The organism is Vulcanisaeta distributa DSM 14429 (genome assembly GCF_000148385.1).
GTDB classification, from domain to species: domain Archaea; phylum Thermoproteota; class Thermoprotei; order Thermoproteales; family Thermocladiaceae; genus Vulcanisaeta; species Vulcanisaeta distributa.
In genome coordinates this window covers 1,491,120-1,515,156 of sequence record NC_014537.1, presented here as the reverse complement: position 1 = coordinate 1,515,156, position 24,037 = coordinate 1,491,120, and the positions used below count along the sequence as shown (strand labels likewise).

General features: G+C 43.9%; 29 protein-coding genes and 2 pseudogenes. 14 read left to right on the top strand and 17 right to left on the bottom strand.

What is annotated here, in order from left to right; genetic code table 11:
• Position 1: 1 nt before the first annotated feature.
• Both VDIS_RS07875 and VDIS_RS07870 read right to left on the bottom strand, forming a co-directional pair.
• Positions 2-1,903 carry a glycoside hydrolase 5 family protein gene (locus VDIS_RS07875; RefSeq protein ID WP_013336705.1) on the bottom strand — a complete coding sequence of 634 codons (1,902 nt, stop codon included), beginning with the start codon at positions 1,901-1,903 and terminating at the stop codon, positions 2-4.
• A gap of 60 nt (positions 1,904-1,963) precedes the next feature.
• Positions 1,964-3,385: an APC family permease gene (locus VDIS_RS07870; RefSeq protein WP_013336704.1), complete on the bottom strand. Its 1,422-nt coding sequence runs from the start codon at positions 3,383-3,385 to the stop codon at positions 1,964-1,966.
• A gap of 63 nt (positions 3,386-3,448) precedes the next feature.
• Here VDIS_RS07870 and VDIS_RS12865 point away from each other — a divergent pair, with 63 nt between their 5' ends.
• The 3 genes from VDIS_RS12865 to VDIS_RS07860 all read left to right on the top strand — a co-directional run bounded on the left by VDIS_RS12865 (position 3,449) and on the right by VDIS_RS07860 (position 7,225).
• Complete coding sequence (locus tag VDIS_RS12865; RefSeq protein WP_171804852.1) at positions 3,449-3,592, top strand: hypothetical protein; 144 nt, start codon at positions 3,449-3,451, stop codon at positions 3,590-3,592.
• Between the two features lie 44 nt (positions 3,593-3,636).
• The gene (locus tag VDIS_RS07865) at positions 3,637-4,770 is read left to right on the top strand and encodes an MFS transporter (protein ID WP_013336703.1); all 1,134 of its coding nucleotides are present in this window, start codon (positions 3,637-3,639) and stop codon (positions 4,768-4,770) included.
• Between the two features lie 73 nt (positions 4,771-4,843).
• Positions 4,844-7,225, top strand: a complete 2,382-nt coding sequence (locus VDIS_RS07860; protein WP_013336702.1) for a thermopsin — start codon at positions 4,844-4,846, stop codon at positions 7,223-7,225.
• A 53-nt stretch (positions 7,226-7,278) separates the two neighbouring features.
• Here VDIS_RS07860 and VDIS_RS12860 read toward each other — a convergent pair whose 3' ends face one another.
• Both VDIS_RS12860 and VDIS_RS07855 read right to left on the bottom strand, forming a co-directional pair.
• On the bottom strand, positions 7,279-7,446 hold the full coding sequence (locus tag VDIS_RS12860; protein WP_171804851.1) for a hypothetical protein: 168 nt from the start codon (positions 7,444-7,446) through the stop codon (positions 7,279-7,281).
• Positions 7,447-7,681: 235 nt separating this feature from the next.
• Positions 7,682-8,761: an alpha/beta hydrolase gene (locus VDIS_RS07855; protein ID WP_013336701.1), complete on the bottom strand. Its 1,080-nt coding sequence runs from the start codon at positions 8,759-8,761 to the stop codon at positions 7,682-7,684.
• A gap of 101 nt (positions 8,762-8,862) precedes the next feature.
• Between VDIS_RS07855 and VDIS_RS07850 the strand changes: the two genes are divergently transcribed.
• From VDIS_RS07850 to VDIS_RS07840, 4 genes are all read left to right on the top strand, one after another.
• Positions 8,863-10,236: an FAD-binding oxidoreductase gene (locus VDIS_RS07850; RefSeq protein ID WP_013336700.1), complete on the top strand. Its 1,374-nt coding sequence runs from the start codon at positions 8,863-8,865 to the stop codon at positions 10,234-10,236.
• 11 nt (positions 10,237-10,247) lie between these two features.
• A complete protein-coding gene (locus tag VDIS_RS07845) occupies positions 10,248-11,015 on the top strand; it encodes a crotonase/enoyl-CoA hydratase family protein (protein ID WP_013336699.1) in 768 nt (255 codons plus the stop codon).
• Between the two features lie 190 nt (positions 11,016-11,205).
• Positions 11,206-11,340, top strand: a complete 135-nt coding sequence (locus VDIS_RS13115; RefSeq protein WP_281041749.1) for a hypothetical protein — start codon at positions 11,206-11,208, stop codon at positions 11,338-11,340.
• 119 nt (positions 11,341-11,459) lie between these two features.
• Entirely contained in the window at positions 11,460-11,900 is a 441-nt protein-coding gene (locus VDIS_RS07840) for a CBS domain-containing protein (protein ID WP_013336698.1), read from the top strand.
• A gap of 34 nt (positions 11,901-11,934) precedes the next feature.
• Here the strand turns inward: VDIS_RS07840 and VDIS_RS07835 are convergent, their stop codons facing one another.
• From VDIS_RS07835 to VDIS_RS13050, 5 genes and pseudogenes are all read right to left on the bottom strand, one after another.
• Positions 11,935-12,534, bottom strand: a complete 600-nt coding sequence (locus tag VDIS_RS07835; protein WP_148678288.1) for a 2-oxoacid:ferredoxin oxidoreductase subunit gamma family protein — start codon at positions 12,532-12,534, stop codon at positions 11,935-11,937.
• The gene (locus tag VDIS_RS07830) at positions 12,524-12,772 is read right to left on the bottom strand and encodes a 4Fe-4S binding protein (RefSeq protein WP_013336696.1); all 249 of its coding nucleotides are present in this window, start codon (positions 12,770-12,772) and stop codon (positions 12,524-12,526) included. The genes VDIS_RS07835 and VDIS_RS07830 overlap by 11 nt, the downstream gene beginning before the upstream one ends.
• Positions 12,753-13,592, bottom strand: a complete 840-nt coding sequence (locus tag VDIS_RS07825; protein ID WP_013336695.1) for a thiamine pyrophosphate-dependent enzyme — start codon at positions 13,590-13,592, stop codon at positions 12,753-12,755. The genes VDIS_RS07830 and VDIS_RS07825 overlap by 20 nt, the downstream gene beginning before the upstream one ends.
• Positions 13,589-13,906, bottom strand: coding sequence for a hypothetical protein (locus tag VDIS_RS13055; RefSeq protein WP_281041834.1), 318 nt, complete (start codon positions 13,904-13,906; stop codon positions 13,589-13,591). Before VDIS_RS13055 ends, VDIS_RS07825 begins: the two co-directional genes overlap by 4 nt.
• Positions 13,907-14,158: 252 nt before the next feature.
• Positions 14,159-14,635: pseudogene (locus tag VDIS_RS13050) on the bottom strand (thiamine pyrophosphate-binding protein); the annotation flags it as partial.
• A gap of 127 nt (positions 14,636-14,762) precedes the next feature.
• Here VDIS_RS13050 and VDIS_RS13205 point away from each other — a divergent pair.
• A pseudogene (locus VDIS_RS13205) lies at positions 14,763-15,306 on the top strand (SDH family Clp fold serine proteinase); the annotation flags it as partial.
• A 176-nt stretch (positions 15,307-15,482) separates the two neighbouring features.
• Here VDIS_RS13205 and VDIS_RS07805 read toward each other — a convergent pair.
• The 3 genes from VDIS_RS07805 to VDIS_RS07795 all read right to left on the bottom strand — a co-directional run bounded on the left by VDIS_RS07805 (position 15,483) and on the right by VDIS_RS07795 (position 16,834).
• Positions 15,483-15,992, bottom strand: a complete 510-nt coding sequence (locus VDIS_RS07805) for a hypothetical protein (protein WP_013336694.1) — start codon at positions 15,990-15,992, stop codon at positions 15,483-15,485.
• 65 nt (positions 15,993-16,057) lie between these two features.
• Complete coding sequence (locus VDIS_RS07800) at positions 16,058-16,546, bottom strand: hypothetical protein (RefSeq protein ID WP_148678287.1); 489 nt, start codon at positions 16,544-16,546, stop codon at positions 16,058-16,060.
• 63 nt (positions 16,547-16,609) lie between these two features.
• On the bottom strand, positions 16,610-16,834 hold the full coding sequence (locus VDIS_RS07795; RefSeq protein ID WP_013336692.1) for a glycosyltransferase family A protein: 225 nt from the start codon (positions 16,832-16,834) through the stop codon (positions 16,610-16,612).
• A gap of 146 nt (positions 16,835-16,980) precedes the next feature.
• Between VDIS_RS07795 and bgaS the strand changes: the two genes are divergently transcribed.
• The gene (gene bgaS, locus VDIS_RS07790; RefSeq protein ID WP_013336691.1) at positions 16,981-18,450 is read left to right on the top strand and encodes a beta-galactosidase BgaS; all 1,470 of its coding nucleotides are present in this window, start codon (positions 16,981-16,983) and stop codon (positions 18,448-18,450) included.
• A 148-nt stretch (positions 18,451-18,598) separates the two neighbouring features.
• On the opposite strand, the gene VDIS_RS13035 is transcribed toward bgaS, so the two are convergent.
• Entirely contained in the window at positions 18,599-18,778 is a 180-nt protein-coding gene (locus VDIS_RS13035) for a PIN domain-containing protein (protein WP_245522478.1), read from the bottom strand.
• A gap of 92 nt (positions 18,779-18,870) precedes the next feature.
• Positions 18,871-19,071 carry a type II toxin-antitoxin system VapB family antitoxin gene (gene vapB, locus VDIS_RS07780; protein WP_013336690.1) on the bottom strand — a complete coding sequence of 67 codons (201 nt, stop codon included), beginning with the start codon at positions 19,069-19,071 and terminating at the stop codon, positions 18,871-18,873.
• 185 nt (positions 19,072-19,256) lie between these two features.
• Here vapB and VDIS_RS07775 point away from each other — a divergent pair, with 185 nt between their 5' ends.
• Genes VDIS_RS07775 through VDIS_RS07755 form a run of 5 tightly spaced genes read left to right on the top strand, consistent with a single transcriptional unit; the run spans position 19,257 to position 22,227 of the window.
• On the top strand, positions 19,257-20,678 hold the full coding sequence (locus tag VDIS_RS07775; protein WP_013336689.1) for an MFS transporter: 1,422 nt from the start codon (positions 19,257-19,259) through the stop codon (positions 20,676-20,678).
• A 39-nt stretch (positions 20,679-20,717) separates the two neighbouring features.
• On the top strand, positions 20,718-21,101 hold the full coding sequence (locus VDIS_RS07770; protein ID WP_013336688.1) for a HEPN domain-containing protein: 384 nt from the start codon (positions 20,718-20,720) through the stop codon (positions 21,099-21,101).
• Positions 21,070-21,483: a nucleotidyltransferase domain-containing protein gene (locus VDIS_RS07765; RefSeq protein WP_013336687.1), complete on the top strand. Its 414-nt coding sequence runs from the start codon at positions 21,070-21,072 to the stop codon at positions 21,481-21,483. The genes VDIS_RS07770 and VDIS_RS07765 overlap by 32 nt, the downstream gene beginning before the upstream one ends.
• Positions 21,484-21,508: 25 nt before the next feature.
• A complete protein-coding gene (locus tag VDIS_RS07760; protein WP_013336686.1) occupies positions 21,509-21,886 on the top strand; it encodes a HEPN domain-containing protein in 378 nt (125 codons plus the stop codon).
• The gene (locus VDIS_RS07755; RefSeq protein ID WP_013336685.1) at positions 21,871-22,227 is read left to right on the top strand and encodes a nucleotidyltransferase domain-containing protein; all 357 of its coding nucleotides are present in this window, start codon (positions 21,871-21,873) and stop codon (positions 22,225-22,227) included. The genes VDIS_RS07760 and VDIS_RS07755 overlap by 16 nt, the downstream gene beginning before the upstream one ends.
• Here VDIS_RS07755 and VDIS_RS07750 read toward each other — a convergent pair.
• From VDIS_RS07750 to VDIS_RS07740, 3 genes are all read right to left on the bottom strand, one after another.
• Positions 22,220-22,945: a hypothetical protein gene (locus VDIS_RS07750; protein WP_013336684.1), complete on the bottom strand. Its 726-nt coding sequence runs from the start codon at positions 22,943-22,945 to the stop codon at positions 22,220-22,222. The genes VDIS_RS07755 and VDIS_RS07750 overlap by 8 nt on opposite strands.
• A gap of 11 nt (positions 22,946-22,956) precedes the next feature.
• Complete coding sequence (locus VDIS_RS07745; RefSeq protein ID WP_013336683.1) at positions 22,957-23,538, bottom strand: hypothetical protein; 582 nt, start codon at positions 23,536-23,538, stop codon at positions 22,957-22,959.
• A 104-nt stretch (positions 23,539-23,642) separates the two neighbouring features.
• The gene (locus VDIS_RS07740; RefSeq protein ID WP_013336682.1) at positions 23,643-24,017 is read right to left on the bottom strand and encodes a cupin domain-containing protein; all 375 of its coding nucleotides are present in this window, start codon (positions 24,015-24,017) and stop codon (positions 23,643-23,645) included.
• Positions 24,018-24,037 lie beyond the last annotated feature (20 nt).

Genomic DNA, 24,037 nt, shown 5'->3' with positions numbered 1-24,037 from the left:
ATCACTCAATCCTTAATGCTAGCCCTGATTTACGTTCAATGTTTACATTAATGACGTTATCGTTCAGCTTCACATCTCCAAGACCCCCAATCCTCTCAACTCTACTCACCTTACCATTTAGTTTAATGCTACCCACTACGTCATTTATGGAGTGATTAATTATGAACAGTAAATGTTCGTTATCCCCATAAAATGTCTGAACCTCTAACTCAGGCAATGAGGAATAAGCTATTTGTTGAGACCCCATTAAATCAATAAGTGCTTTATAGAATGGTAAAACCTCCATGTATTTCCCTGTGACAGTGATTATATGTTCGAATGGTATTATCGATAAAATGACAACGCCGTTACCTCTTCTGGTCATGAACACCACAGGTAAGTCGTCATTAAGCGTGGCTATTACGGTAGCGTCCGTAGGCTTAACCTCATATAGATAAGTGGGATTACCCACAGTTATTGATAGAGAATCACCAGCCCTTAGTGATCCAAAGTCATGCTTAATGCTTATTTTAACGTTACCACTTATTACCCTGCCTTTGCTCCCGGCCCACGATGATGGCTTAACACCGAATAATTCATCCCATAGGTGGGTTGGCGATTCATGAAATGACTGCCTAAGTAACGAGACATATAGATTACTACCTGACTTAACACTACTTAGGAGGTAATCCCATGTACTTGTTAATGCAAGAGGAACTGAAGGCATTAAAACAAGACCATCACCAATCCTCTCCCGATCTAATTCATAAACAACCCTTACCTGCGCACCAACCATTGTTAATAAAATGTCCGACATAAGTACGCTGCTATAATCCTTATAGCTTACAAATTCATAATCTTTATATGCATAAAATGGAATTACTACCGTCGTCTTCGGCATTCGCCTAAACCTATTATACAGTCCTAATTCTTCGAGATTAATCATTGTTTTTGAAAACTCCGAGACAACATCCGCGGCTAGTTTAGGCTTACCAAACTTATCAATTATTCCAAAGCCAAGCTCTAAAGGCCTCCATTCATATGGTGGGTCCTTATCATTTATAAAGTCCGCGAAACACCATATAAAGGCACCTGATGATTCATGCGCAATAGCCGTATATAGGACCTCGTTTATAAAACGAGCCTGCCATTCCTCGGGATACTGTAACGTGCTAAAGCCAAATTCCTCAAGGAGCACGGGTGATGAGCCACCATTAGACGCCAGGTCTAGGTGAGCGCCATATAAGTAACCATGCAGTACTGGGTCATCATGATAAAGGTATAGGTGAGGACCTATGTAATCAACCATACCCCTAACATTTGGCTCCTCCTGCATGGGCCCATAAAATACATCGCCGGACGATACTACGTGATTGGGGTCAATCCTCTTTATTGCACTTGTTACGGCAGATAAAAATGCCAGGGCTCTATCTCTGTTTTCAGGCCTTTTGAATAGGCTTATTTCATTCGTTAATATCCAACCACCCAATGCCTCATGGTTTTTTAGCTCATTCACGATGTTAGTCACGAATTGCGTAAACCTAGTAATCGATTCTTCATCGTAAGGATCACCATTCACGAGAAAAGGTACCCTCCAATTTCTCCCGCTCATGTGACCCACAAATAGTGTTGGAAATCCAATTATACCATACTCCCTAAGTAAGTCCAGAAACTCCTTAAGCTTTCTTACCGTGTCTTCATTAATATTTCCATAATTGTCCATAAAATCCTCGGCAATAATGAAGAACCTTACTGCACGAATGCCAAGGCTTCTCATTACATTTAATTCGTTACGGATATCGTCCATATTCCATTTACTCCACATCTTTATGTTTGACTTTCTTGGAAAATAATTAACACCAAGCAGGAATTTAATGTCACTATTTAAGCAAATAAACTTACCACATTTCGATGTCTTTGGCATTTTGAATAAACTGATTAATACATTATTAAGCTTTATTACCTCATTATCTTAAATTGAACGTTAACAATATGGACATACCGTTACCTTTATTCTCCTTATCCTGGCATTTATGGCGTATGATACGGCTACCGTGAGTATTATCGACGCTATTAATATAGCCAGGTACCAAGTACTCACTATTGAGTAGTAGAAGGTTATTGCGAGTATGGCTATTCCAATGGCTATGGCTATCCTGCCACCCCAGGTGGTTAGTCTCAGGGCTCCCGCCGCCACGAGTATTAGGCTTAGTACGTAGTATAGGGAGTCTATGGCGTAGGCATCCTCCATGGCATTATAAGTCAACTCCAGGGGCTTGACGTAACCACTCACGTATGCTGCGGCGTATGCGAGCACTATGGTTAATACAGCCACAGCGGTGCTTAGGTAAAGGGCCTTGTGCGGGCTCTTATACTTGGGATGGGTCTCAGCGAGCCAGGCGGGTAGTAATCCGTCCCTTGCCATTCCATAGAGCATCCTCGCGGTTGCATTTAGCGTGGCCAGGTAGCACCCGAACACACTGAGCATAACGCTTATTGCAAATAATACTAGTCCTGCGGTACCCAGGTAATGCCCTATCAATGTGTAGACCGGGTTCGGGCCCATGCCCTCGGCCATACTCACGAAGTTATTAATGGCACTTTGTGTGTAGCCTATGTTAAGTAGTATTGCGTATGTGACTAGTATGTATAGTATTCCCATGAATACCGTGGCCCACAGCGTACTCGTTGGCACGCTCTTCCTCGGGTCCCTAACCTCCTCAGATATTTGCGTACTCACCTCAAAGCCCATGAAGTAGGTTATTGCGAAGATTAGGCCTCCCGACAATGCTGCCAACATGCCGGTGGGTGTTGTTGCGAAGGTTCCCTGTACCGTGAATGGTAATGCCGAGAGCCTATTAAGATTTGCTGCGAATGAGAGGATTACGAATATTAATAGGATAGCTATCTCGATACTGGTCAACGTCATCTCAGTCCTTATGCTCGGCCTTATACCGAGGACCGCGGGTACCAGGGCTAGGACTATGGGTATTGGTAATAAGATTAGTGGGTTTATCACGTGGCCCGTTACTGCGTATATGCCCTCCGTGCCGAGGTATGCGAAGGCTATGGCGACCGAACCAACACCAACAATGCTATAGAACACCGCATAAACGATGCCATTCACGAAGCCCGTCCTTGCATTGATTGTGTTCGTCACGTAAGCGTAGAAACTCGCTGCATGTGGGTATTTACGGGCGAGCACGAATATTGAGTAGACGATAGCTAGTACGCCAAGCAACGTGAGCAACATTGCTAATGGCGCCGCTGCGTATGCGCTGCCCATTATTAGGGCTGCACCACCCGCTATACTGTAAGCCGGCGCCTGACCAGCCAATGAATTATACAGTGAACCAAGAAAGCCCGTGGCATTCCTCATCAACTCACTACTCCTCTGCTTTGCCATCAATGCTACGTCAGTATGGAATCCCTTTTATACTTAGTTAAACGTTTAATAACCCTAATTAACGTGAAAACTAAATTAACTAAGTTGCACTTAAATGCTCTTTTCTCCGGAGCCAATATGCTGGTGAATATGAGTATCGTTGAGAAGAGGGATGATGAGTACTCAATAATAGACCCAATCTACGCCGCCGCTGCACGAACACTTTAGGGAAATGGCATAAATAGGTCAAGACCCAACTCTATGTTAGGGGCATGAGGATTAGGGACATGTACGTGGTAGGAGTTGCGTCGGCTTCCTTCTTCATGAGCTATTTCTCTAGGCTTGCCTGGAGTATTGTATCTACATACTCATCGTTGAAGCCAACCATTGTTGAAGATAGCATTGTCTTCTCATTATTCTTCATAGGTTATGTGGTTGTCCAAGTACCTGCCGGGATTATCTCAGATAGGGTGGGTCCTAAGTACGTGATCGTGATATCATTAATAGGCCTAGCGGCATCATCTTTAGTATCTGGCGTAGCTAGTACCATGTGGGTTGAGTATGTGGCCAGCCTCTTTATGGGGTTGAGCGCTGGGTGGATTTACCCAGCAACCGTGAAGTTATTGACCATTAACTTCAGCGGCCCTGAACTGCCGGTGGCCATGGGTTATTACAGCATCGCCTGGCCATTATCCATAGTGCTTGCCGGTGCTACCCTACCTGAGATCTGCATTGTCCTTGGTTGGAGGTGGAGTTATTACATAATCGCCCTCACCTCAATAATCATAGCCTCACTATACATGCCCATTAATGTTAGGGGTTATGGCAGTAATGCACGTAGCGCATTAAACCTTAGGTTATTGAGGAATAGTGACGTTATAGTTATTAGTCTCTCTGGTTTTCTATTCTTTATGTCATACTGGACAATAACGCTATACGCGTATAAGTACTTCCTATCAATAGGACTTAACGATTACGTGGCTGGTCTCGCTTACTCGCTCCTCGCATTACTGGGTATTCCATCGACATTAATCGCTGGCTATATAATCCGAGGCTTGGGTGTTAGGAATACCTTATCGTTATTCGAGGCGCTTTACGGAGTTTCAACAATGTTGCTTGCCGTGGTCACCAGGGAATTACCACTAATGGTGTTGGCGGCGTCCATGGGCTTTATCAGGTTTGTAATAACGCCAGCAAACTCAACCGCCGTTTCCAAGATCGGCGGCGAATTAGCCGGTAGTGTTGCTGGCGTTACTAACCTCTTCTGGCAGTTAAGTGGTGCGGTTGCCCCAATGGTGGCGTCGATTATTCTCATCAATACAAGCTATCAATTTCTATGGATCGTGATGGGCATTATAATAGTTATATCGGCAATAATCTATCAATTAGCATTAAGGGTTCGATAGCTCCTAACACTCTATTTTTTATTTACCCAAAGGAAATAATTCTTATAAATTATTTCCAAAATACTAATTAATTATGGGAAATAATACTGCACCATTATTTCTGGAATTATTAATCCTTAGCTTTACCACGTTGCTAATCATAAGTCCCGTATTAAGTTACGCAACTAATGAATTGCTGGGCTATACGATTAAGATACCTCCAGTGACCATGTTTAAATTTGTAGGCTTATCACCATACACTTCACTGGGGTATTTCGGCAACAACATAACTAGTAATATAGTGCTTTTATTACCCGGTTGGTATCATTATAATTATTGGAATTTAACAAGTGGTTATTATATTGATTTTGGTGTTTGGAGCAATTCATCAATAACTCTTTACATACTGACAAAGCAACAATTTAACAATTACTCATCTACTGGGAAATTCCTCAGCGGGTATCTATACTCTATAAGTGGTAGTAATATCACGGGTTATTACTACGTAAATGAGACAGGGACTTATTACATGGTGGTACTAAATAATGGAAACAACGCTGCCTTGGTAAATTTCATAGTAATGATAACTAAGATACCAAGCATACAATGGGCTAACCCAATGGGTATCGCTGATTATGGAATAATGAAGGTTGGCAATGAATATATGGCTTATAGCTATAAGACGAACGAGTTCGTAGGCGAAACAACAATATATAATGCCATAACACAAGAACCTAACTCATGCCTAACAGGCTCTGTAGAACCAGGTAATGACTGGTTTAGCATTCAACTTAATACCATATTAATCGTAAACACAACTAGCGGTAATGCTCAGTATTATTGGTTGCAGGATGTTGTACGTTTCAATTCTCAGAGTGATCAGTTCCAGGTTCTTGATAACATATGGAATCAAACAGGTGGTAGTAGTATACTTAATTCGGCGTTAATTAATGGTAATGGCGCCATATCCACGTCAAGTACTGCTGTAGGTAATGAACAGTATTACTATGATTGGGGCATTGAGCAGCCCCAGTCGGTGTCTTTGCCATTCACAATATACCTAGTCATTAAGGTTGGGTTGAATAGTAATGGCTACCCATGGGCAGCCTTCGGATACTCACTAAACGGACAAACAACAACATGGTACGACAACGTAACCATAAAAATAACGGCCACATCAGCGTATATGGAGGTTTCACCGACAAAAGATGGTAGAGGATTACCCATTGATGCCGAGTTAGTTATTGCCGGACCATGGAATAGCGAATGCACGGTCGCCAATTCACTGGACTCATCGCTAAGTCTTTATTTTGCATGGCCGTATCCATATGATTACTACTTGTCGCCAATACCGTCTATGTGGAGTTTCGGCTCTGATACCGCTGAAATAATATATAATGCTCACGTAATACCTATTGGTTATGGCAGTGTTAATATTGTGAATGGCTTTGAGAATTTAGCGTTCTTAAATACGTACTTTATACCGCTAATAATTACTAACCCCATTAATGAAAGCACGATTACCAATATTTATACCGTGAATAGTACGGTAATACTGAATGAACCCAGTATGGTGTCCATCGTTCCTGATGAATCAAGATTTGTATTTACGGATTATATAATTAACAGCTCATACACAATCAATGCAAATCCATTGGGTTTAACACTTCAGGGACCAACCAATGTGTATATTAATTATACGTTACAGTATATGCTTACGATCAATGACGTAAGCGGATTACTTAATGGTAAGGGTGGTTGGTACAATTCTGATTCCGTGGTAACACTTAATGAACCAGAAATTTATTATCTCGGTAATAAGACGCGACTGGTGTTTAATGCCTATTACATATACCTTACAGGGACTAGCTTCTACCACGTAATTACTATTAACACCACTAATCTGCTAATTAATAATCCATACACAGTCATTGTTAATTGGACGAAGCAGTACCAAGTCAATGTGAGTAGTCCCGTGCCCATAATAGTTTCCCTATCTGGGCTGCAGAACATCAGTGGTTATTCAATAACGGCATGGGCAAATAGGAGTTCCGCATTATTAATCTTCGTGCCTAGGTACTACGTGTTAGGTAATGGCACACGCCTGGTCTACCTTGGTAGTAATGAGACCATTATTGTTAATTCACCCCTCAGCATATCCCTGAGTAATTTTGAGCGTCAGTACCTCGTTACGGTATATAGTGAATACCCCGTTAACGTCAACGGTACTTACACAACTAATATGACTGAGTGGCTTTACTATGGTGAGATACTTACGATTAAACCTAACACGGTATTTAGTGATGGAGTGTTTCTAAGTGAGCCTGGGCTCGTAATCACTGTCAGTAAACCAATGAGTATAACTGTGACCTGGTACATTAATTACCTGCTCACGGCGATTATGTATACGGTAATAATAGCCGTAATTAGCGCAATAGTAGTACTTATCATTAGGAGGAGACGTAATGGAAAATGACTTAAAGGAAATAACCTAAGGGCTTTAGAAATAGGAGGTCATTAGGCCTTTATCTACAGTGCCAGGTGACCCACATATTTCAATTTACCACTAACTGAGACGATCTCTAAGCCCAATGTTTCGAGTGCCGTAACACCGAGGACCTCCGCATCACCAGACTCGCCAAATACCACCTCAACATCACCCTCATACCTAATTGTGACCAAGCTAACACTCCTCATAACCACCTTACCATCTATGGTCCTAAACTGCCTGACCCTACTCGGTTTAATGCTAATTGACTCCAGAGTATCCTTATTAATCCAGGTAAAACACTGCCGGTATCCACTATCAACTCCACATCACGACTCGCCCAGTCTCCGGGTTCTTTATTAACACCTTAACCTTCGTAATGCCCATGGCCTTTCTTAAAGATGAAAATCCAGGGGACTTAAATTTGCTTTTTATTAATTCCAGTCAATCCTTAACCCTAACAAGCCAGTTATGAACAGGCTCATTAACATCCTTAACATTATTCGGGTTTGCATAAACATCTAGGTGTCCATAGCCATCAAGTATTATTATGTCGCTTGTTAATCTCCTCATAAGGTCGATGTCGGCAGCCCTCATTCCGAATAATCCACTTATCACTGCGAGTATTGGTACCTTAACCTCCGTGTACTTAGCCCTGAACTGGTCCATTGGCTCTATGAACAGCCTCGTAGGCCAGTACGGGTCTAGCGTTGCCATCACGGCAAATATGGCTTGGGGTGGTGAGTTTGGGTATGAGTATGGGTTTGCCAGTCCCTGGTTATAGGCTATGTTCATTAGGTAGTCACTCAATGTCCTGAAGCCGGGTTCTGGGCTTGGTAGTGTTGGGTTGTATAATGCCTTGAGCCATACCGTGTTCATGATGCTGCCTGGGTATTTAGCGCCTGTTAAGATTGAGGGGACTGCGTATAACTTGCTTGACCTGAGCTCCTCAATGCTACGTATGGGTAGTGCCTGGAGCACGGAGGACCTTATTGGCACACCATCCAGTAGCACTATTGCCCTCACATCGTTTGGGTAAGCCGTTACGTAGTTCATCGAGGCAATCCCGCCAAAGCTCTCCCCAATTAGTACGACCTTATCCTTACCGGTAATCTCCTTAATCATATTGATTGTTTCTCTGATATCGCTTAACCATGCATCCCAACCCCAATCAACCATGAATGATAAGTCCTTAACATCTGGAAGTACGAAGTGAGTCCTGTAATCAATAGTATATACCAGGTAGCCCTGCCTTGCTAGGTATATGGGTATCATGGAGTCTGGTATCGCTGGTTCTATTGGTTGTATTCCATGCCACGAAACATGGATCAACTGCTCTCCATGCGACGTCATGCCCGGCAATATCAATACTGGGTGTGGATACGTCACGTTCTTACCCCTAACCTCCCTCAATGCTATATAGTTGTAACAACCACCCGGTGGTCGCTCCGTGACCCAAACCCTCTCGGTAAGGTCAGGAAATTCCTTAATGCTACCCTCCCAAGCCAGCTTCCAACCTGGCATACTTAGTGATGCCTTGTTTATGATTTATTGTTTGTGTTTATATGGGAAATATACCTTATATAGTGCTATAGCATTTAATTTATGTTTATTATACGCTAATTGTGGATTTATCAAATTTCCTTAGAGAGACCGAGAAGCTGATTGGCAGGGATAATGTCATTAGGGAGGGTCATGAATTATTAGTGTTCAGGAGGGATTGGTGGCCATTACTCATGCTTAGGGAAGTCCTTGGGCGCGTCCCTAATCCACCTCCAGCCATTATTAGGCCTAGGGATATTGATGATGTGATTAATGTTGTTAAGCTCGCTAATAAGTATGGTGTGTGCCTCGTTCCATATGGTGGCGGGTCTAGTGTTGTTGGTGGTGCGTATCACGATGGCTGTGTCGTGATTGATATGACTAAGCTAAATAGGATCTTAGAGTTCAATGAGGAGGACTTGACAATAATTGTTGAGGCTGGTGCCAGGGTCATTGACATTGAGAAGTGGCTTAATGAAAGGGGTTATACCCTGGATTACCACCCACAATCATTTCAATTACTCACGATAGGCGGCGCAATAGCCCATGGAGGCACGGGTTCACACAGCATGAGTAATATTAACGAGTTAGTGCTGGCTCTCGATGTCGTACTACCCAATGGTGAGTTGGTTACGATAGGCCCTGGAGAATTCATTAGGACCTCCTGGCCTGACCTTAGGGGTTTGTTCATAGGCTCCGATGGCGTGCTCGGCATAATTGTTAGGGCAATGCTTAAGGTTAAGCCGTTAGCTAATTACTACGTTGACCTGGCCTACGTGTTTAAGGGCCTTGAAGATGCCATTCACTTTGCCCGTGGTCTCGCAATCAATGTGCCGGGGCCTTGTAGAGTCGTTATTCACGATAGGGAGAGCAGCAGGTTTATGGTTGGTGAGGATGGCGTCATAGCCCTGGTAAGGGTTAGGTGGTATAACGAGGAATTAGTCAATGCGGTAAGTAACGTGATTAACAACCTAGCCATTAAACACGGCGCAGCCCATGTTGAGCCTGGGCTAGTTAGGAAGTGGAGGGATGCCTTTGCCAGAGGTTATGAAGCACAATTAATGATGCTTGCTCAGTCAGGTCTTTGGGTTGACACCATAGACATGGCTACGACCTGGAGCAAGCTGATAAAGTTACACACTGAGTTGGTGAATAGGCTTGGCTTTATCGATGGTGTTTACCACGTACTCTCGAGGATAACGCACCTATACCTAAATGGGGCGTCGCTCTACAGTGTTGTTGTTTTTAGGCAGGACGAGGATGTGTACTGGAGGGTTTGGAGGGAGGCTTTTAGTGTGGCTAGTAATGTTGGTGCGACCATAAGCCATCACCACGGTACGGGCATCCTGAAGAGGGATTTCGTGAGGGCCGAGATGGGTAGGCAATATGATTTACTGAGGAGTATTAAGGAGTTAATTGACAGAAATAATATAATGAATAGGGGTAAGTTGATTTAGTGAGTCGAGTGATGGGTTATAGGAATATCATTGTTGAGGTGAGGGGCCGTGTCTTCATAGTCACCATTAATAGGCCTGAGCGTAGGAACGCCATCGATGCTGACACCGCCGAGGAGCTTTATAGGGCCTGGACTTACTTCGAAAATAACCCCGACCTATACGTTGGCATAATAACAGGGGCTGGTGGTAACTTTAGCTCCGGGGCTGACCTATACGACATTGACCGATTAATGAATAGGGTGCCTAATCCCGAGGGACCACTGGGCTTCACCAGGCTTAGGCTTTCTAAGCCCGTCATAGCCGCAATTAGTGGTTATTGCGTTGCCGGAGGACTTGAGATCGCCCTGTGGGCTGATATTAGGGTTGCCGATAAAACCGCCAAGTTCGGCTTCCTGGAGAGGAGGTTCGGCGTTCCGCTGGTTGATGGTGGTACCCAGAGGCTTGTGAGGATTGTGGGGCTTGGTAGGGCCCTTGACCTAATACTCACTGGGCGATTGATAAGCGCTGAGGAGGCTTACCAATGGGGCTTGGTTAATTACCTGGTTAATGAGGGTAAGGCCCTTGATAAGTCTATCGAAGTTGCGGAGTTAATTAGTGGGTATCCTCAGGAGACCCTTAGGAATGATAGGCTCGCCGTGTACGAGGGCTTGGGTAAGCCGTTGAGCGAGGGTTTAATCATCGAGATGAAACGTGGATTAAGGTCGATAAGGACTGGCGAAATATACGATGGCGTGAAACGATTCAAGGAAGGGGCGGGAAGACATGGCAATTTATACTAAGTAGGATAGAATAGTAAACTTATTAATTAGGTATTAATTGACTTAAGTTTACTCTTTATGAGTATGTGAGTATTGTTAGAGTTGATGGAGGCTTTGGAAATTATTAAAGTGAATTGAATTAATAAAGACATTATAATATTCCGTGAAGTTTTAAGTACGATATATAATGGCTTAGTCTTGGTAAAATAAGATGAGACCTCACTTACGATACCAAACGACTGCGTATGCAATGCATGAGTGTACTAACTTTGATGAGACTGGTCTTTCTTACGTGTTGTCTATAGGCGGTGGTTCATTATTACTAAACGTGGCTAAGTGCTTTTAATATTGATATTTGTTGTAATTCATTTGAATATTAACCTATTATATTTATAAAGCCTTCGCTTAGTGTAAGTAGGATATTCATTGGAATCCTTATATATTGTTCATTTACCCATTGCCCTGATGAGTACTACTGTTGACAAAGTACTCAGGAGGAAGGAAGTAATCATTAATGCCAAAGCATCTGTCAGGGATGCGATTGAATTGATGATTAGGGAGAATACCGATTACCTATTGGTGGTTGATGATGGGGGTAAGGCCGTGGGTATTGTTACCGCTAGTGACATATTAAGGACTATAGGAAAGGTAGGTAATCTAAATGTGAGTGTTGGTCAATGCTGCTCATTCAATAGGTTGGTTTCCGTGAGGTTAAGTGATAGTATTTATAGGGCTGCCATGTTGATGAGCGAGTATGGCGTTAAGCACTTGCTTGTGGTTGATGATAGGGGTAATCCATGTGGTGTATTAACATCCGATGACGTCATTTGCGAGGATAGGATAATATCGAGGATGGCTGAGTTGGCAATGCCAAAGCAGTCTGAGGAGTATTACGGTGCCGATTAATATTTATGTTATGTACAGATAAATTTATTTTAAATTAAAAGGGGCTCATCTGCATTATTTTATAACCAATCTCCAGTGCCTTGATATTCTTATTAATTATTTCTTCGGTCCCTGTCCTCCTGCCTATTAATGTTTCCCTGAAGTAATTAGTAATTACTCGTTTTGATTGTTCTAGCGATAACTTACCCTTTAGTAGCTCGGTATTGCTTAGGTAGTTTATTGCCGCACCTAGTATTATTGTTGATGCGAATACGTCATTGCCCATTAGCCTTGCATTGGCTATTATACTTAATTCACGGTGCCTCTTAACGCCGCATTGCGTTTTGTCGGCCTTATTAACGTGGTCGTCAATGACTATAAGCCCGTCATCCTTAACATAACCACAGTACTTGTTATACGCCGGTTGTGTGAGTAGGAATGCCCGGTCTAACCTCCTAGCCTTTGGGTAGTCTATCTCCTCATCACTGATTATTACGTCTGATAATGCGTCACCGCCGCGGGTTTGGAAGCCATATGATGGGCTATAGACCACGTATAAGCTTGGGTCGGCCTCAATCACAATTAACGCCAATAACCTGCCAGCCGTAATCACGCCCTGACCACCAAAGCCAGCAAACCTGACCTCAAGCCTCACCCTCACCACCCCTGATAATCGTTATTGCATAGTCAGGGCAGTAAAGCTCGCAAATTCCACAATCAATGCACCTCTCCACGTACTTAGCCACGGGCAGGAATGCCCCGTAATCACCGACAATGTCTGACACCTCAAACACCTTCGTCGGGCACTTATCAACGCATATGTAGCAACCCTTGCATAGGTACTTATCCACGTCAATCCTAATCACAGTCGGCTTACGCCTCATGACCACCATCCTCCCTCACCCTACTCATTATACCCCACATGATCTCCTCATAGGTTGGCCTTTCGTAATCCGCAAACTTGCCAATAATGATTTTATCCCCATACCTCGGCTCATTAGATACTACGGTTATCTTCAGGAAGTAATCCATTATCTTTGAAGGCCTATCGATGCCGATTACGTACCTGCCCTGATAGACGGGGCATTGGGATAAGCATTCAAGTAGGCCGAAGCCTCTATGAAGCAGTAACTCCTTAATTGATTGAATGCACTGCTTAGCCAGTGGTACTGCCCACCTGGCTACGTAGGTGGCGCCGAGCGATACCGCTAATCTACAGGCGTCAAGTGGTGGTTCTGGGTTGCCGTAGGGTGTCGTGTGAGTTATGGCATCCATGGGCGTTGTTGGGGCTACTTGACCGCCGGTCATACCGTAGAGCATGTTGTTGACAAGGATGACCTTTATACCAACGTTCCTCCTTATTGTATGTATTAAGTGATTGCCGCCTATTGACAATAAATCACCATCGCCAGCAAACACCACAACCTCGCTATCGGGTCTAACAAGCTTTATGCCTGTGGCGACTGACAATGCCCTACCGTGAAGTGCGCGTACGATGTTGTATTTAAGCGGTACTGGTATATTGCCTGAACACCCAATGCCCGTCACTATGTATAGCTTGGAATCATCAAACCTGCCCTCACGCTTTAACTCATCTATGGCCCTAATGAAGTACCCAAGTATTATACCATTACCGCATCCGGGGCAGAATATTGTCCTCCTCTTACCCTGGGCATACTCACTGCGTAGGTACTTCCGAATGAGTGGGTTCATGAGATAATACCTCTGGCGACATTGTATATTTCCTCTGGTGTTAGCATTTCACCGCCAAGCTTTGGAATCGGTACAACATTTAAGCCGAGCATCCTGAATTCATTAGCCATATAACCAGCGTTCATCTCAGGCACGATAATGGTATTCGCACCCCTTATGGCATTTTTAATGGCACCCTCTGGGAATGGCCAGAGTGTCACAAGCCGTAGGAAGCCGACTTTATAGCCATCCCACCGAAGCATCTTAACGGCCGCCAGCGCCGACCTTGCTGTACATCCATAGGACGCTATGAAGACCTCGGGGTCATCCTCCACATACTTAACCTCAATTCTCGATATCTTATCCACATTATCCCTAATTTTCCTTATCAACCGCCATAATGCCCTAGCCGACAATTCAGGGTCATTAGCCACGTTATAGCCCCTCTCATCATGAAGCTGACTTTCAAGTAAGAACCCCTCATCACCATGTGTAGGTGGCGTGACGTGGGGTAGCACCGGGTATTCTCCAGGGTCTGGCACGTAGATCTTTTCCCACAGATGTACGGTGACCTCTTCCGTGAGTAATATCACTGGTGTGCGGTATTGCTCCGACAGGTTAACTGCGTCTATTGTTAAATAGAACAATTCCTGGACATTACTGGGACTTAGGACTATTATCTCGTAAGACCCATGGGAGCCGTACCTGGCCTGAAAAACGTCTTGTTGCGATGGCATTGTTGGCTGACCGGTTGATGGGCCTCCCCTCTGTACATCAACGATTAATAATGGCACCTCAGCATTAATGGCATGCCCAATACCCTCCTGCATCAATGAGAAGCCTGGCCCACTAGTGGCGACCATGGACTTTCAACCAGCCACTGAGGCGCCAATGGCCATGTTTATAGCCGCCAACTCATCCTCAGTCTGCACGAAGATACCGCCTACCCTGGGCAATAACTGGGACATGTACTCAGCGATCTCCGTTGCCGGCGTTATTGGGTAGCCAGCGTAGAACCTAACGCCTGCGTAAATGGCGCCACGGACCAGGGCCTCACTACCCATCATTAATGAGTACTTACTCATTTGACGATCCCGTGAATTGTTAATTAGAAATAATATTAAAATATTATACCACTAGAACCATGAAGTGCCTGATAATGCTTTAAAATATACTAATGATACTTTTTCAATGATTCTCGATGTATACACAGACATACTCGGTTACCTATTCTGGATACTACTCTTCATAGCAATGCTATCGCCATGGTTATCAATGGGTCATTGCAGCACGCAAGGTTAAGGCTCATAGAGTTAATGGAGCGTAAGTATGGGTTTAGGGTAATAACAATGATACATAGGCAGGAGAAGATTGGGCTTCTTGGTGTTCCGATATATAGGTATATAGACATTGAGGATTCTGAGGCCGTTATAAGGGCCATTAAGACAACCCCACCAAGCATGCCTATAATGCTCATTTTACACACGCCAGGCGGTCTTGTGCTTGCTGCATCACAGATAGCCAAGGCCCTTAAGGCACACCCGGCTAAAAAGGTCGTTGTGGTGCCTCACTACGCTATGAGTGGTGTGGCACATTAATTGCTCTGGCAGCTGATGAAATAATAATGGATCCAAACGCCGTGCTTGGTCCACTGGACCCGCAACTTGGTGGTCCCGGTGGAATGTACTTGCCAGCGCCGTCAATAATTAGGGCGGTTGAGATTAAGGGTAGGGAATCCGCAGGCCAGGGTGAATAGACCAGGGATTGAGTATTTACCATACCCAATAACGCCGAGGCCTGCAACGAGAGAAGCGAGAGGCGAGGTGGTATCTCCATGATTGATGCCTAGGTAAGGAAGCTTGAAATTGAAAGTTAATAATTTTTAAACATGAATCCCCCTGGCTAATGTTATTACTTTCTCGATCTCCCCATTAACACTATTATTATTGCTATTAATACGACAATTATTACTATGATTATAGCTATTAGTAACATGCTTTGATTATTATAATTGACGTTATTTGCCCTAGGCATTGGTATTGTTATGTTTATTTGATTTGTGAAGTTCCCATTCGTTAGGTAGAAGGTGTATGACTTGAAAATGGGTGATCCGTTTATTGTTGCGTTAATTGTTATGGTAATCACATCTTCCTTACCTGGTAATGGAGGTGGTGGTTGTGGTATTACGGCAATGCCCTCATTATTTGTGGTAGTCATGCCATAGGCATGCAACATCTGTGTCGTATATGACTGGACAAACTCCATGTATGTAACTGAGGCATTGCGCAGGGGGCCTATGCCCTGGATTGTCACATTCACCTGCATGGTGTTTTGCGATGCCGGTGACGTTATCGTCACTACTGTGATCGCCATTAGTATTGTTATAACTACGTATTTAGTGAATTCATTCTTGTTGATCACGATTATGATGCAATGATACTAATGTATATAAGTATTACGTCATGTGCTAAGTCAGCATCCGTAGATTACCTACAGGTATTGCGTTCCTTAATTACTCTATTGAATGATTCGTGATCTTTAGCGGCCATGTCCATGAGATCGCCATTTAGGACCTTCCTCGATGTTTGCCCTACATGAATTCTGTACCTGGTTAAGGCGATTGGTTCATGAAGTACAACATAGCATTGAGTTAGTACCAATATGAAGAATAGGGCGTCTGAGTATAGGTTAATGCCTTCAATGAATTCAAGCCTACCTACCAATGCGTCCTTAATTGCCGATAAGCTTGACGTGTTGTAAAATAATAACCAGTAATCAGCACTTAGCCAATCATTAACACTGAAACGCACGTATAAGTCAGCATTGTCATTAATAATGACGCTCCTTTCGAGGATCATTGAGCGGTAATAGGCAGGTAATTCATGGTAGTGCAGCTCATTCCCATTAGTATCAATGAATTGAAATAGATTATGGTAAAGACCAAGCCCAGCAATTTTACTGAACGCTTCCTCCACATGGCTAAGCTTGTTTTGCATCCACTCGTCATCATCGTCAAGGAATGCAATAACGTCACCACTCTACTCCCTAATGCCCCTGGCCCACATTGGGCCCACCCTGGTGCTTACATGGTGAATTACAAAACCGTATGGATTAACCAAGTCCCTGACCTCCCTGTCATCATATGACATAACAACGATTAGTTCATTAGGTTTCCTGGTTTGGTTTATCGCTGAAGAAATAGCGTGCCTAAGCAATGGCGCCCTAGACCTATTGGTGCTGATAATCAAGGCCGTTATTTCCATGGGAAGAACTTCTTTTGTTAATCATTTTAATGATTACCGAAATTTATCCCTTATAAGCCAACCCTACTCATGTTTAAACCCCGAAATTAACGGGACAATGCTTGTATGGTAATTCCTAAAAATAATACAATTTTAAGTTAAAATGCATGACACTATCATTTCCCAAAGGCTTCAGGTTTGGCTGGTCCCAGGCCGGCTTTCAACATGAAATGGGTATTCCAGGCGACGAGGATACAAATAGTGATTGGTGGGTTTGGGTTCATGATAGGGATAACATAGTATCTGGTCTCGTTAGTGGTGACTTACCTGAGAATGGCCCTGGCTATTGGAGCCTATATAGGGTATTCCATGATAACGCCGTCAGGATGGGACTCGATATTGCCAGGGTTAATGTTGAGTGGTCCAGGATATTCCCAAAGCCAATGCCCGAGCCACCCAATGGTAATGTTGAGGTTGTCGGCGATAAGGTAATTAAGGTTGATGTTGATGAACGCGACCTAAGGAGACTTGATGAAACGGCTAATAAGGCCGCCATTGAGCACTATAGGGCAATATTCAATGATCTGAAGAACAGAAACATATTCTTCATATTAAACCTCTATCACTGGCCGCTACCACTATGGGTTCATGACCCAATAAGGGTCAGGAAGGGCGACCTCTCCGGACCCACGGGTTGGCTTGACATTAAGACAGTGATCAACTTCGCCAGGTTCGCGGCGTACGTGGCCTGGAAGTTAGATGACTTGGTCGACATGTACTCAACAATGAATGAACCGAATGTGGTTGCTTGGAACGGCTATATCAACGTTAAATCAGGCTTCCCACCGAGCTATTTAAATCCTGACCTTGCGAGAAAGGCCTTGGTTAATTTAATTCAGGCTCATGCGAGGGCTTATGATGCAATTAAAACGGTTAGTAGGAAACCCGTGGGTATTATCTATGCGAATAATGCCTATACGCCATTAACGGAGAAGGACTCTAAGGCCGTGGAGTTGGCGGAGCAGGATGCCAGGTGGTCATTCTTTGATGCAGTAATCCATGGGAACCTGTATGGTGAGGTTAGGGAGGACCTTAGGAATAGGCTTGATTGGATTGGGGCGAATTACTATTCAAGGCTTGTGGTTAAGTTAATCAGCGATAATTCATACGCAATCGTGCCAGGTTATGGGCATGCCTGTGAGAGGAATTCCGTAAGCCCCGACAATAGGCCATGCAGCGACTTTGGTTGGGAGTTCTACCCAGAGGGCTTATACGATGTATTAACGAAGTACTGGAGGAGGTATCACTTGCCCATATACGTTACCGAGAACGGAATCGCTGACTCGGCCGATTACCTAAGGCCGTACTACCTTGTTAGCCATATTTACCAGGTGTACAGGGCCTTGAGTGATGGGGTTGATGTTAGGGGTTACCTGCACTGGTCATTGACGGATAATTACGAGTGGGCCTCAGGCTTTAGCATGAGATTCGGACTCCTCTACGTCGATTACACAACCAAGAGGCAATACTGGAGACCATCTGCCTATATCTATAGGGAGATAGCCCTAAACAAGGCAATACCTGATGAGTTAATGCACTTAAATACTATACCGCCTGTTAGATCATTAAGGAAGTAAATACTTACAGCGGCGTGATGACGTTCACGCCTACCTCTCTAGCAACTTCCCCCCTGATTATTATTAAGTGCTAGGAGTGGTAATCCCTTAGTAGCTGCCAGTGCTATGTACAATGCATCGTATATGGTTATTCTATGACCAAGCGCTATCATAAATGCCTTATCGATGTACTTCTCCCAGGCTCTAGGACTATGTTTTTACCAATTAGGGACATTACTAGCTCGTGAAGCTTAACGGCATACTCCCTAGCAATAAGTCCCCTAATCTGTGCTTTCCATATTGCGTTTATGACCTCCTTAATTACATGATCAACCGATGTGGAATTCATGATATACTTACCCAGTGATTACCAGGCTCATTAAGGATGAACGCAGTTAATGCCGATGCATCAATTACTATCACGGTCCTCCCTCACCGAACTTACTGAAAACCCTTGGGGACGCTTATTAGTATTTTCTCGAGCTCCTTAATGACATGCCTAATATTCTCCTTAGCCTCCAACTCCCTAATTCTCTCCTCAACAAACCTCCTCAACTCCTCAGCCCAATTAATCCTATCCCTAAACCTCTCCATCTTCTCCTTAATTTCTCTCCTAACCTTAAAACTAACAACACTGGACATCCAAACTTTAGATAATTGGTATACCATGTATGGATTACTTAATACCAGTATTGGGAATTACATTAGGTATTACGATACGGTAAATAATCAACTGCAATAGGCTATTTAAAAAGAAACTGACCTAGCGATAAGTATTTTAACATAGTCGTGAGTTAGACTTTTAATCAGTATTGATATCGGTTTTCGTGATCAGAGACCTTGGCGGTATTAGGCTGAGTTCCGAGGCATGGAGATACCTTGCTGTTCTCGCGTCCATATCAATAATTGCAATGTACGTGGAGATGGTCGTCATGCCATCCCTACCAACCATAGAGAAGCAATACGGCGTAACGGAGTCTGAGGTCTCGTGGGTCCTATCCTCAGAGACACTCGCTGGTCTTGCCCTTGCCCCGATCCTTGGTAAGTTAGCTGATAGTTACGGCAGGAAGAAAGTGCTACTGATAGTGTTAATTGTTTACTTCATTGCCGTGTTCTTCACGAGCATGGCACCTACGTACCCAATCCTAATAATGCTTAGGGCTATCCAGGGAATTGGACTTAGCATAAACCCTATTGGCTATACATTACTCAGGGAGAAATTACCACCCAGGGAGTGGCCTGTCGCCCAGGGGATCATCGCATCAACATTCGCAATTGGGGCAGCCGTTGCATTACCAATAGGCGCATACCTAGCCCAGTATTACTCCTGGCAGTTCGCGTATGAGACAGCATTGCCAATACTAGCCGTGTTAATACTCATGGCCTACCTGGTACTACCTGAGTCTGAGGCAAGGGTTAGTGAAAGCATTGATTACATAGGCCTGGCACTGTTGGCGATATCCTTCGTAATAATTGGCTACTCATTCACAGAAGCTCCAACTTGGGGTTGGCTTTCAGAGAATTTCTGGCTTGGCATTGCACTTGGATTAGCCATATTATTCCTATTTATTAGTCATGAACTGCTCACGCAGAACCCAATAATAAACATAGGCGACTTCGCAAACCCCAACATAGCGGTGCCTCTACTCTCATCATTCGTCGCCGGCTTTGGGATGTTCCTATCATTTCAAGCCCTTGTGTATATGTTTGAGTTGCCCAGGCCCATTGGTTATGGCATGACAATACTAAGGACAGGCCTTACACTAGCGCCCATAGCCCTAATAATGCTCTTTGCGGGCCCATTATACGGCATTTTAATGAATACCATTGGCTATAGGAGGGTATTAATAACGACATCTGGGATAGCAGCAATCGGAGGCTTATTGATGGCGACCACGGTTTACGTGCATGAGTTGATGATTACCATAGTCGTGATGATAATAAGCATGATAGGCATAGCTGGCATGACCGTAACCAGGATAACGTTATTAATATCATCAGTGTCTAGGGATAGGATGGCTACAATGACCGGCACAAACACGGCAATGAGACTCATGGGCAATACGCTGGGTCCAGTAATTGCAGGTTCCCTGGAGACCACCTATAGGACCCCGTTACTCGCCTATTACTTAAATGGCATGCCCATATTCTATGAGGTGCCTGGTAAGGAATCCTTCGTGTTATCCTTTGTAATATCCTCGATCACGGCATTCATAGTAATGATAATGTCAACAAAAATAACGAGATAAGCCTTAATACTTCCCTCATAATGCATTACCCATAGTTTAATGGCGGAGCTTTGGCTTAATAAGGCGAGGAGGTTCAGGGATTATGCAAGGGAGGACTTAGCGAATAATAGGTTTGACTCAGCGGCATTTTTTGCCCAGCAATCTATCGAGTTACTAATTAAGGGGTTGCTCATTAAGTTTGGTGGTTCACGACCAATCACTCACTCAACATCTGAGTTACTTCAATACCTATTGAAGATCCTGGGTAAGGAGGCGCCTCAGGAAGTTACTAGGTGCGCTGAATTACTTGAGCAACATTACGTCCAGGCGCGTTACCCGGATGCCAGGATTAACGATTACAAGAGATGGGAGGCCGAGGAGGCAATTAGGTGTATGGACCTGGTGTGGGATTATGTACAGCAGGTGGTTGGAGGCACTCAATGAGGTTACTAGGTGGAGGGAGGCTAGGTTTATGGAACTACTTAATGAGTTATGCCGTAAGTCCCTGGTTGTCGTCCTATTTGGCTCCAGGGCGAGGGGTGATAATACACCGTTAAGTGATTGGGATTTAATGGCCATTATACCCACCGGTGAGTATAGGATTGAAGTGAGGGATATTGGGCAGGTGGTTTGGTTGCCGTTGAGCAGATTGAGAGAGGTCCTTGAGAGTTCTATGGTAATACTCGATGCAGTAACTGATGGTAAGGTACTTTGCGGTGATTCAAGGGTTTTTGATGACGTTAAGGATAGGGTGAGGAGATACATTGAAGAGAGGGGCTTAGTTAGGACTAAAAGTGGTTGGTTTCCAAAGGGCATAATTAAATAAGCGTTATACTGAGTAATTGGAGGTAATGAGTTTCTTAAGTCAAAGGGCTGAGGAGTTTTTGGAACAGGCTAGGTTTGCGTATGGACGTGGGTATTATGACTTGGTAATGTTTAATGTGGAGCAATTTATGCAGTTAAAACTTAAGTCACTATTGTATAACCTTGTTGGTGATTATCCACGTACCCATAGATTAACCCAACTCTTCATGGAGTTAATGAAAGTACTAAATGATAAGTGCCATTTAAATGACTTCTACACTAGGAATAGGGAAGTAATTCTGTTATTGGAGTTTGCGTATATAGCAAGTCGTTATATGCCGCCCAGGTTTAATAGAAATGATGCTGAGAAGGCGCTGAACATAGCTAATGAGTTTAATGAGGTGGTTAAATGCCTACTCTCGTAGATTTGCTACTCGATGTTAAGAGGATTAGGGACAGGATTCTCAACAACATTGATTATTACCTTAGCCGGATTAAAGACGTGGTGCTCAGGCTTGACCCCAATGCAGAGTTGATGCTCATTGGTAGTTATGTACGTGGAAACTTCAGACCTGATAGCGACGTTGATGTTCTGATAATATCTGATGTGTATGGTGATGACCCACATAAGTACGTGGAATTGGTCATGAGTATCATTAAGGAGGTTGGCGATGACGCACTTCTGGTATTTGAGTTCCACGTGATTAGTAGGGAGACATACAGTGAATGGTATAGTAAATTCATCGATATCTACAGGATCATTTAATGCCTAGGTAATTACATGTATGAACCTCGTTAATTCCAATACTCCCTAGGGCATTAATAAACTCCCGCCCAATGCCAGCTGGCACAGTGAGGGTGTAGGTGGTGCCTGCGAACCTAATCCTTAGCGTATCAAGCACATTCCCCATAATATCACGCCAGCCGAAGTCGGCAATGCAAATCACAGCATCGTTAATGGGAATATCGATGATTTCGTTAGTACCCGTCCTAATACGAATGTAATCACCATATAGGAGTATATCCCTTATACCAGTCCTTATACCCCTCCTCACTGATACGTACCCCCTCACTAGGATTGCGTCTATCGGGACTAGGATACTGGCAAAGACTAGGAAGGAAACTAATAGGTTTAGCCAGGCATGCGGATTCACAATCATTTCCCAAGCAATAGCCAAGAGGACGAAGCCGAATAGGGAATTAGTAACAGCGAGGCGAGTAAGGGGAGCCTTTGGACTCGGCACAATGGCTCCCTTATAACCCCATAAGGCTCCACTCTCCTCTAACCAAGCCCTCTTACGCCTGTCTGAAACGTAGATTGCAACAGCAGATGCCATGCTGATAACGCCAGGTATCTCGAAGACTAGGTATAGGGGGTCGCCTCTTAATCGGTACAGTATGAGGCCAACTAAAGCTACTATAAGTCCAATAATGAATGTAATGACCGGATTCCTACGACGAGGCGTAATAATCACATTGCTCATACTACCAACCCCTAACATGCCAATTTCGGTCTCGTTAGCACTACGGGGCCAGCCTTCTTCTCCTTCTCCCCACACCAATCAATCCTCGACTTGCCGAAGTCCGTCATTAGGACTTGATTTAACTGCCTGCACTGGTCAGTACTAAGGAGTATCGTATAACCAGCATCATTATAATTAATGAGTAACTCAACCCAGCCTGGGTAGTAACCTCCACCATACTGTGGCATGTTAAGATTTCTCACTGGCGGTGCGTAGTCAATAACGCATGGGTTGAAGTCACTAATGGGTATTGTAATCTCCTCACCACCCACTGTTATGAACCACGCATAATCCCTATACAACGCAAAGTCTCTAATAGACCTATAGAGCCTACTCTCCCTCGCTGATCGTATCATCGCCCATATGACATATGCCGTAATTAAAGCGAAGAATAGGTTGAGTAGGGCGTACTCCCAATTTGGCAGTTTATACTGTATTGCTAATACAATGCCTACGAACCAAACAAGGGCTATTACGATTATGGCTGGGATGTATCGTAGGTAATTCCTCCTCCCATAGGATATCGGTTTAACTCTTAGTATCGGCTCACTCATTATTAAATTGAAAGTAAATAAAATATTTAAATGTATCTGTTCAATTTCCAATAATTAGTAAATCCAAGCCGTAAATACCTAATCTAAGTTTCATACTCAATGCACTACTCGAGGACGTTTATGCTCATGTCCTCCTCATAGGATATTATTGTTATCAACTCCAGGTCTTCATTGCTAGTATTTGTTATTGAATGGGGTGTGTTTGGTTTTACGAATATGCACATGCCGGGCTTTACGTCAATAGTTTCGTCTTCCACGGTCATCCTCCCAACACCCCTAAGTACTATGAAGGTCTCCGCATAGGCATGTCTATGTAGTGGCGCTTTACCACCGGGCTTAACCACTTGCCTTCTCACGGCGTACTTGGAGCCGTCGTCCCTACTCACGAGCCACTGGGTGTATACGCCCACGGCACCCTTGATACTCAATGGTTCCTCACGTACCTTCGTAATATCACTGATAACTTTATAATTCGTCATGATGATGCTATAAATGCCTT

Bases quoted from the DNA above. Each gene is read 5' to 3' on its own strand.
- VDIS_RS13035 (WP_245522478.1), bottom strand. From the start codon at position 18,778: ATGAATTCCACATCGGTTGATCATGTAATTAAGGAGGTCATAAACGCA.
- VDIS_RS13115 (WP_281041749.1), top strand. From the start codon at position 11,206: ATGAGACCTCACTTACGATACCAAACGACTGCGTATGCAATGCATGAG.
- VDIS_RS07740 (WP_013336682.1), bottom strand. From the start codon at position 24,017: ATGACGAATTATAAAGTTATCAGTGATATTACGAAGGTACGTGAGGAA.
- vapB (WP_013336690.1), bottom strand. From the start codon at position 19,071: ATGTCCAGTGTTGTTAGTTTTAAGGTTAGGAGAGAAATTAAGGAGAAG.
- VDIS_RS07840 (WP_013336698.1), top strand. From the start codon at position 11,460: ATGAGTACTACTGTTGACAAAGTACTCAGGAGGAAGGAAGTAATCATT.
- VDIS_RS07875 (WP_013336705.1), bottom strand. From the start codon at position 1,903: ATGCCAAAGACATCGAAATGTGGTAAGTTTATTTGCTTAAATAGTGAC.
- VDIS_RS07865 (WP_013336703.1), top strand. From the start codon at position 3,637: ATGAGGATTAGGGACATGTACGTGGTAGGAGTTGCGTCGGCTTCCTTC.
- VDIS_RS07845 (WP_013336699.1), top strand. From the start codon at position 10,248: ATGGGTTATAGGAATATCATTGTTGAGGTGAGGGGCCGTGTCTTCATA.
- VDIS_RS07870 (WP_013336704.1), bottom strand. From the start codon at position 3,385: ATGGCAAAGCAGAGGAGTAGTGAGTTGATGAGGAATGCCACGGGCTTT.
- VDIS_RS07760 (WP_013336686.1), top strand. From the start codon at position 21,509: ATGAGTTTCTTAAGTCAAAGGGCTGAGGAGTTTTTGGAACAGGCTAGG.
- VDIS_RS07770 (WP_013336688.1), top strand. From the start codon at position 20,718: ATGGCGGAGCTTTGGCTTAATAAGGCGAGGAGGTTCAGGGATTATGCA.
- VDIS_RS07745 (WP_013336683.1), bottom strand. From the start codon at position 23,538: ATGAGTGAGCCGATACTAAGAGTTAAACCGATATCCTATGGGAGGAGG.
- VDIS_RS07830 (WP_013336696.1), bottom strand. From the start codon at position 12,772: ATGGTGGTCATGAGGCGTAAGCCGACTGTGATTAGGATTGACGTGGAT.
- VDIS_RS07750 (WP_013336684.1), bottom strand. From the start codon at position 22,945: ATGAGCAATGTGATTATTACGCCTCGTCGTAGGAATCCGGTCATTACA.
- VDIS_RS07855 (WP_013336701.1), bottom strand. From the start codon at position 8,761: ATGCCAGGTTGGAAGCTGGCTTGGGAGGGTAGCATTAAGGAATTTCCT.
- VDIS_RS07755 (WP_013336685.1), top strand. From the start codon at position 21,871: ATGCCTACTCTCGTAGATTTGCTACTCGATGTTAAGAGGATTAGGGAC.
- bgaS (WP_013336691.1), top strand. From the start codon at position 16,981: ATGACACTATCATTTCCCAAAGGCTTCAGGTTTGGCTGGTCCCAGGCC.
- VDIS_RS07860 (WP_013336702.1), top strand. From the start codon at position 4,844: ATGGGAAATAATACTGCACCATTATTTCTGGAATTATTAATCCTTAGC.
- VDIS_RS12860 (WP_171804851.1), bottom strand. From the start codon at position 7,446: ATGAGGAGTGTTAGCTTGGTCACAATTAGGTATGAGGGTGATGTTGAG.
- VDIS_RS07825 (WP_013336695.1), bottom strand. From the start codon at position 13,592: ATGAACCCACTCATTCGGAAGTACCTACGCAGTGAGTATGCCCAGGGT.
- VDIS_RS07765 (WP_013336687.1), top strand. From the start codon at position 21,070: ATGTACAGCAGGTGGTTGGAGGCACTCAATGAGGTTACTAGGTGGAGG.
- VDIS_RS07795 (WP_013336692.1), bottom strand. From the start codon at position 16,834: ATGGAAATAACGGCCTTGATTATCAGCACCAATAGGTCTAGGGCGCCA.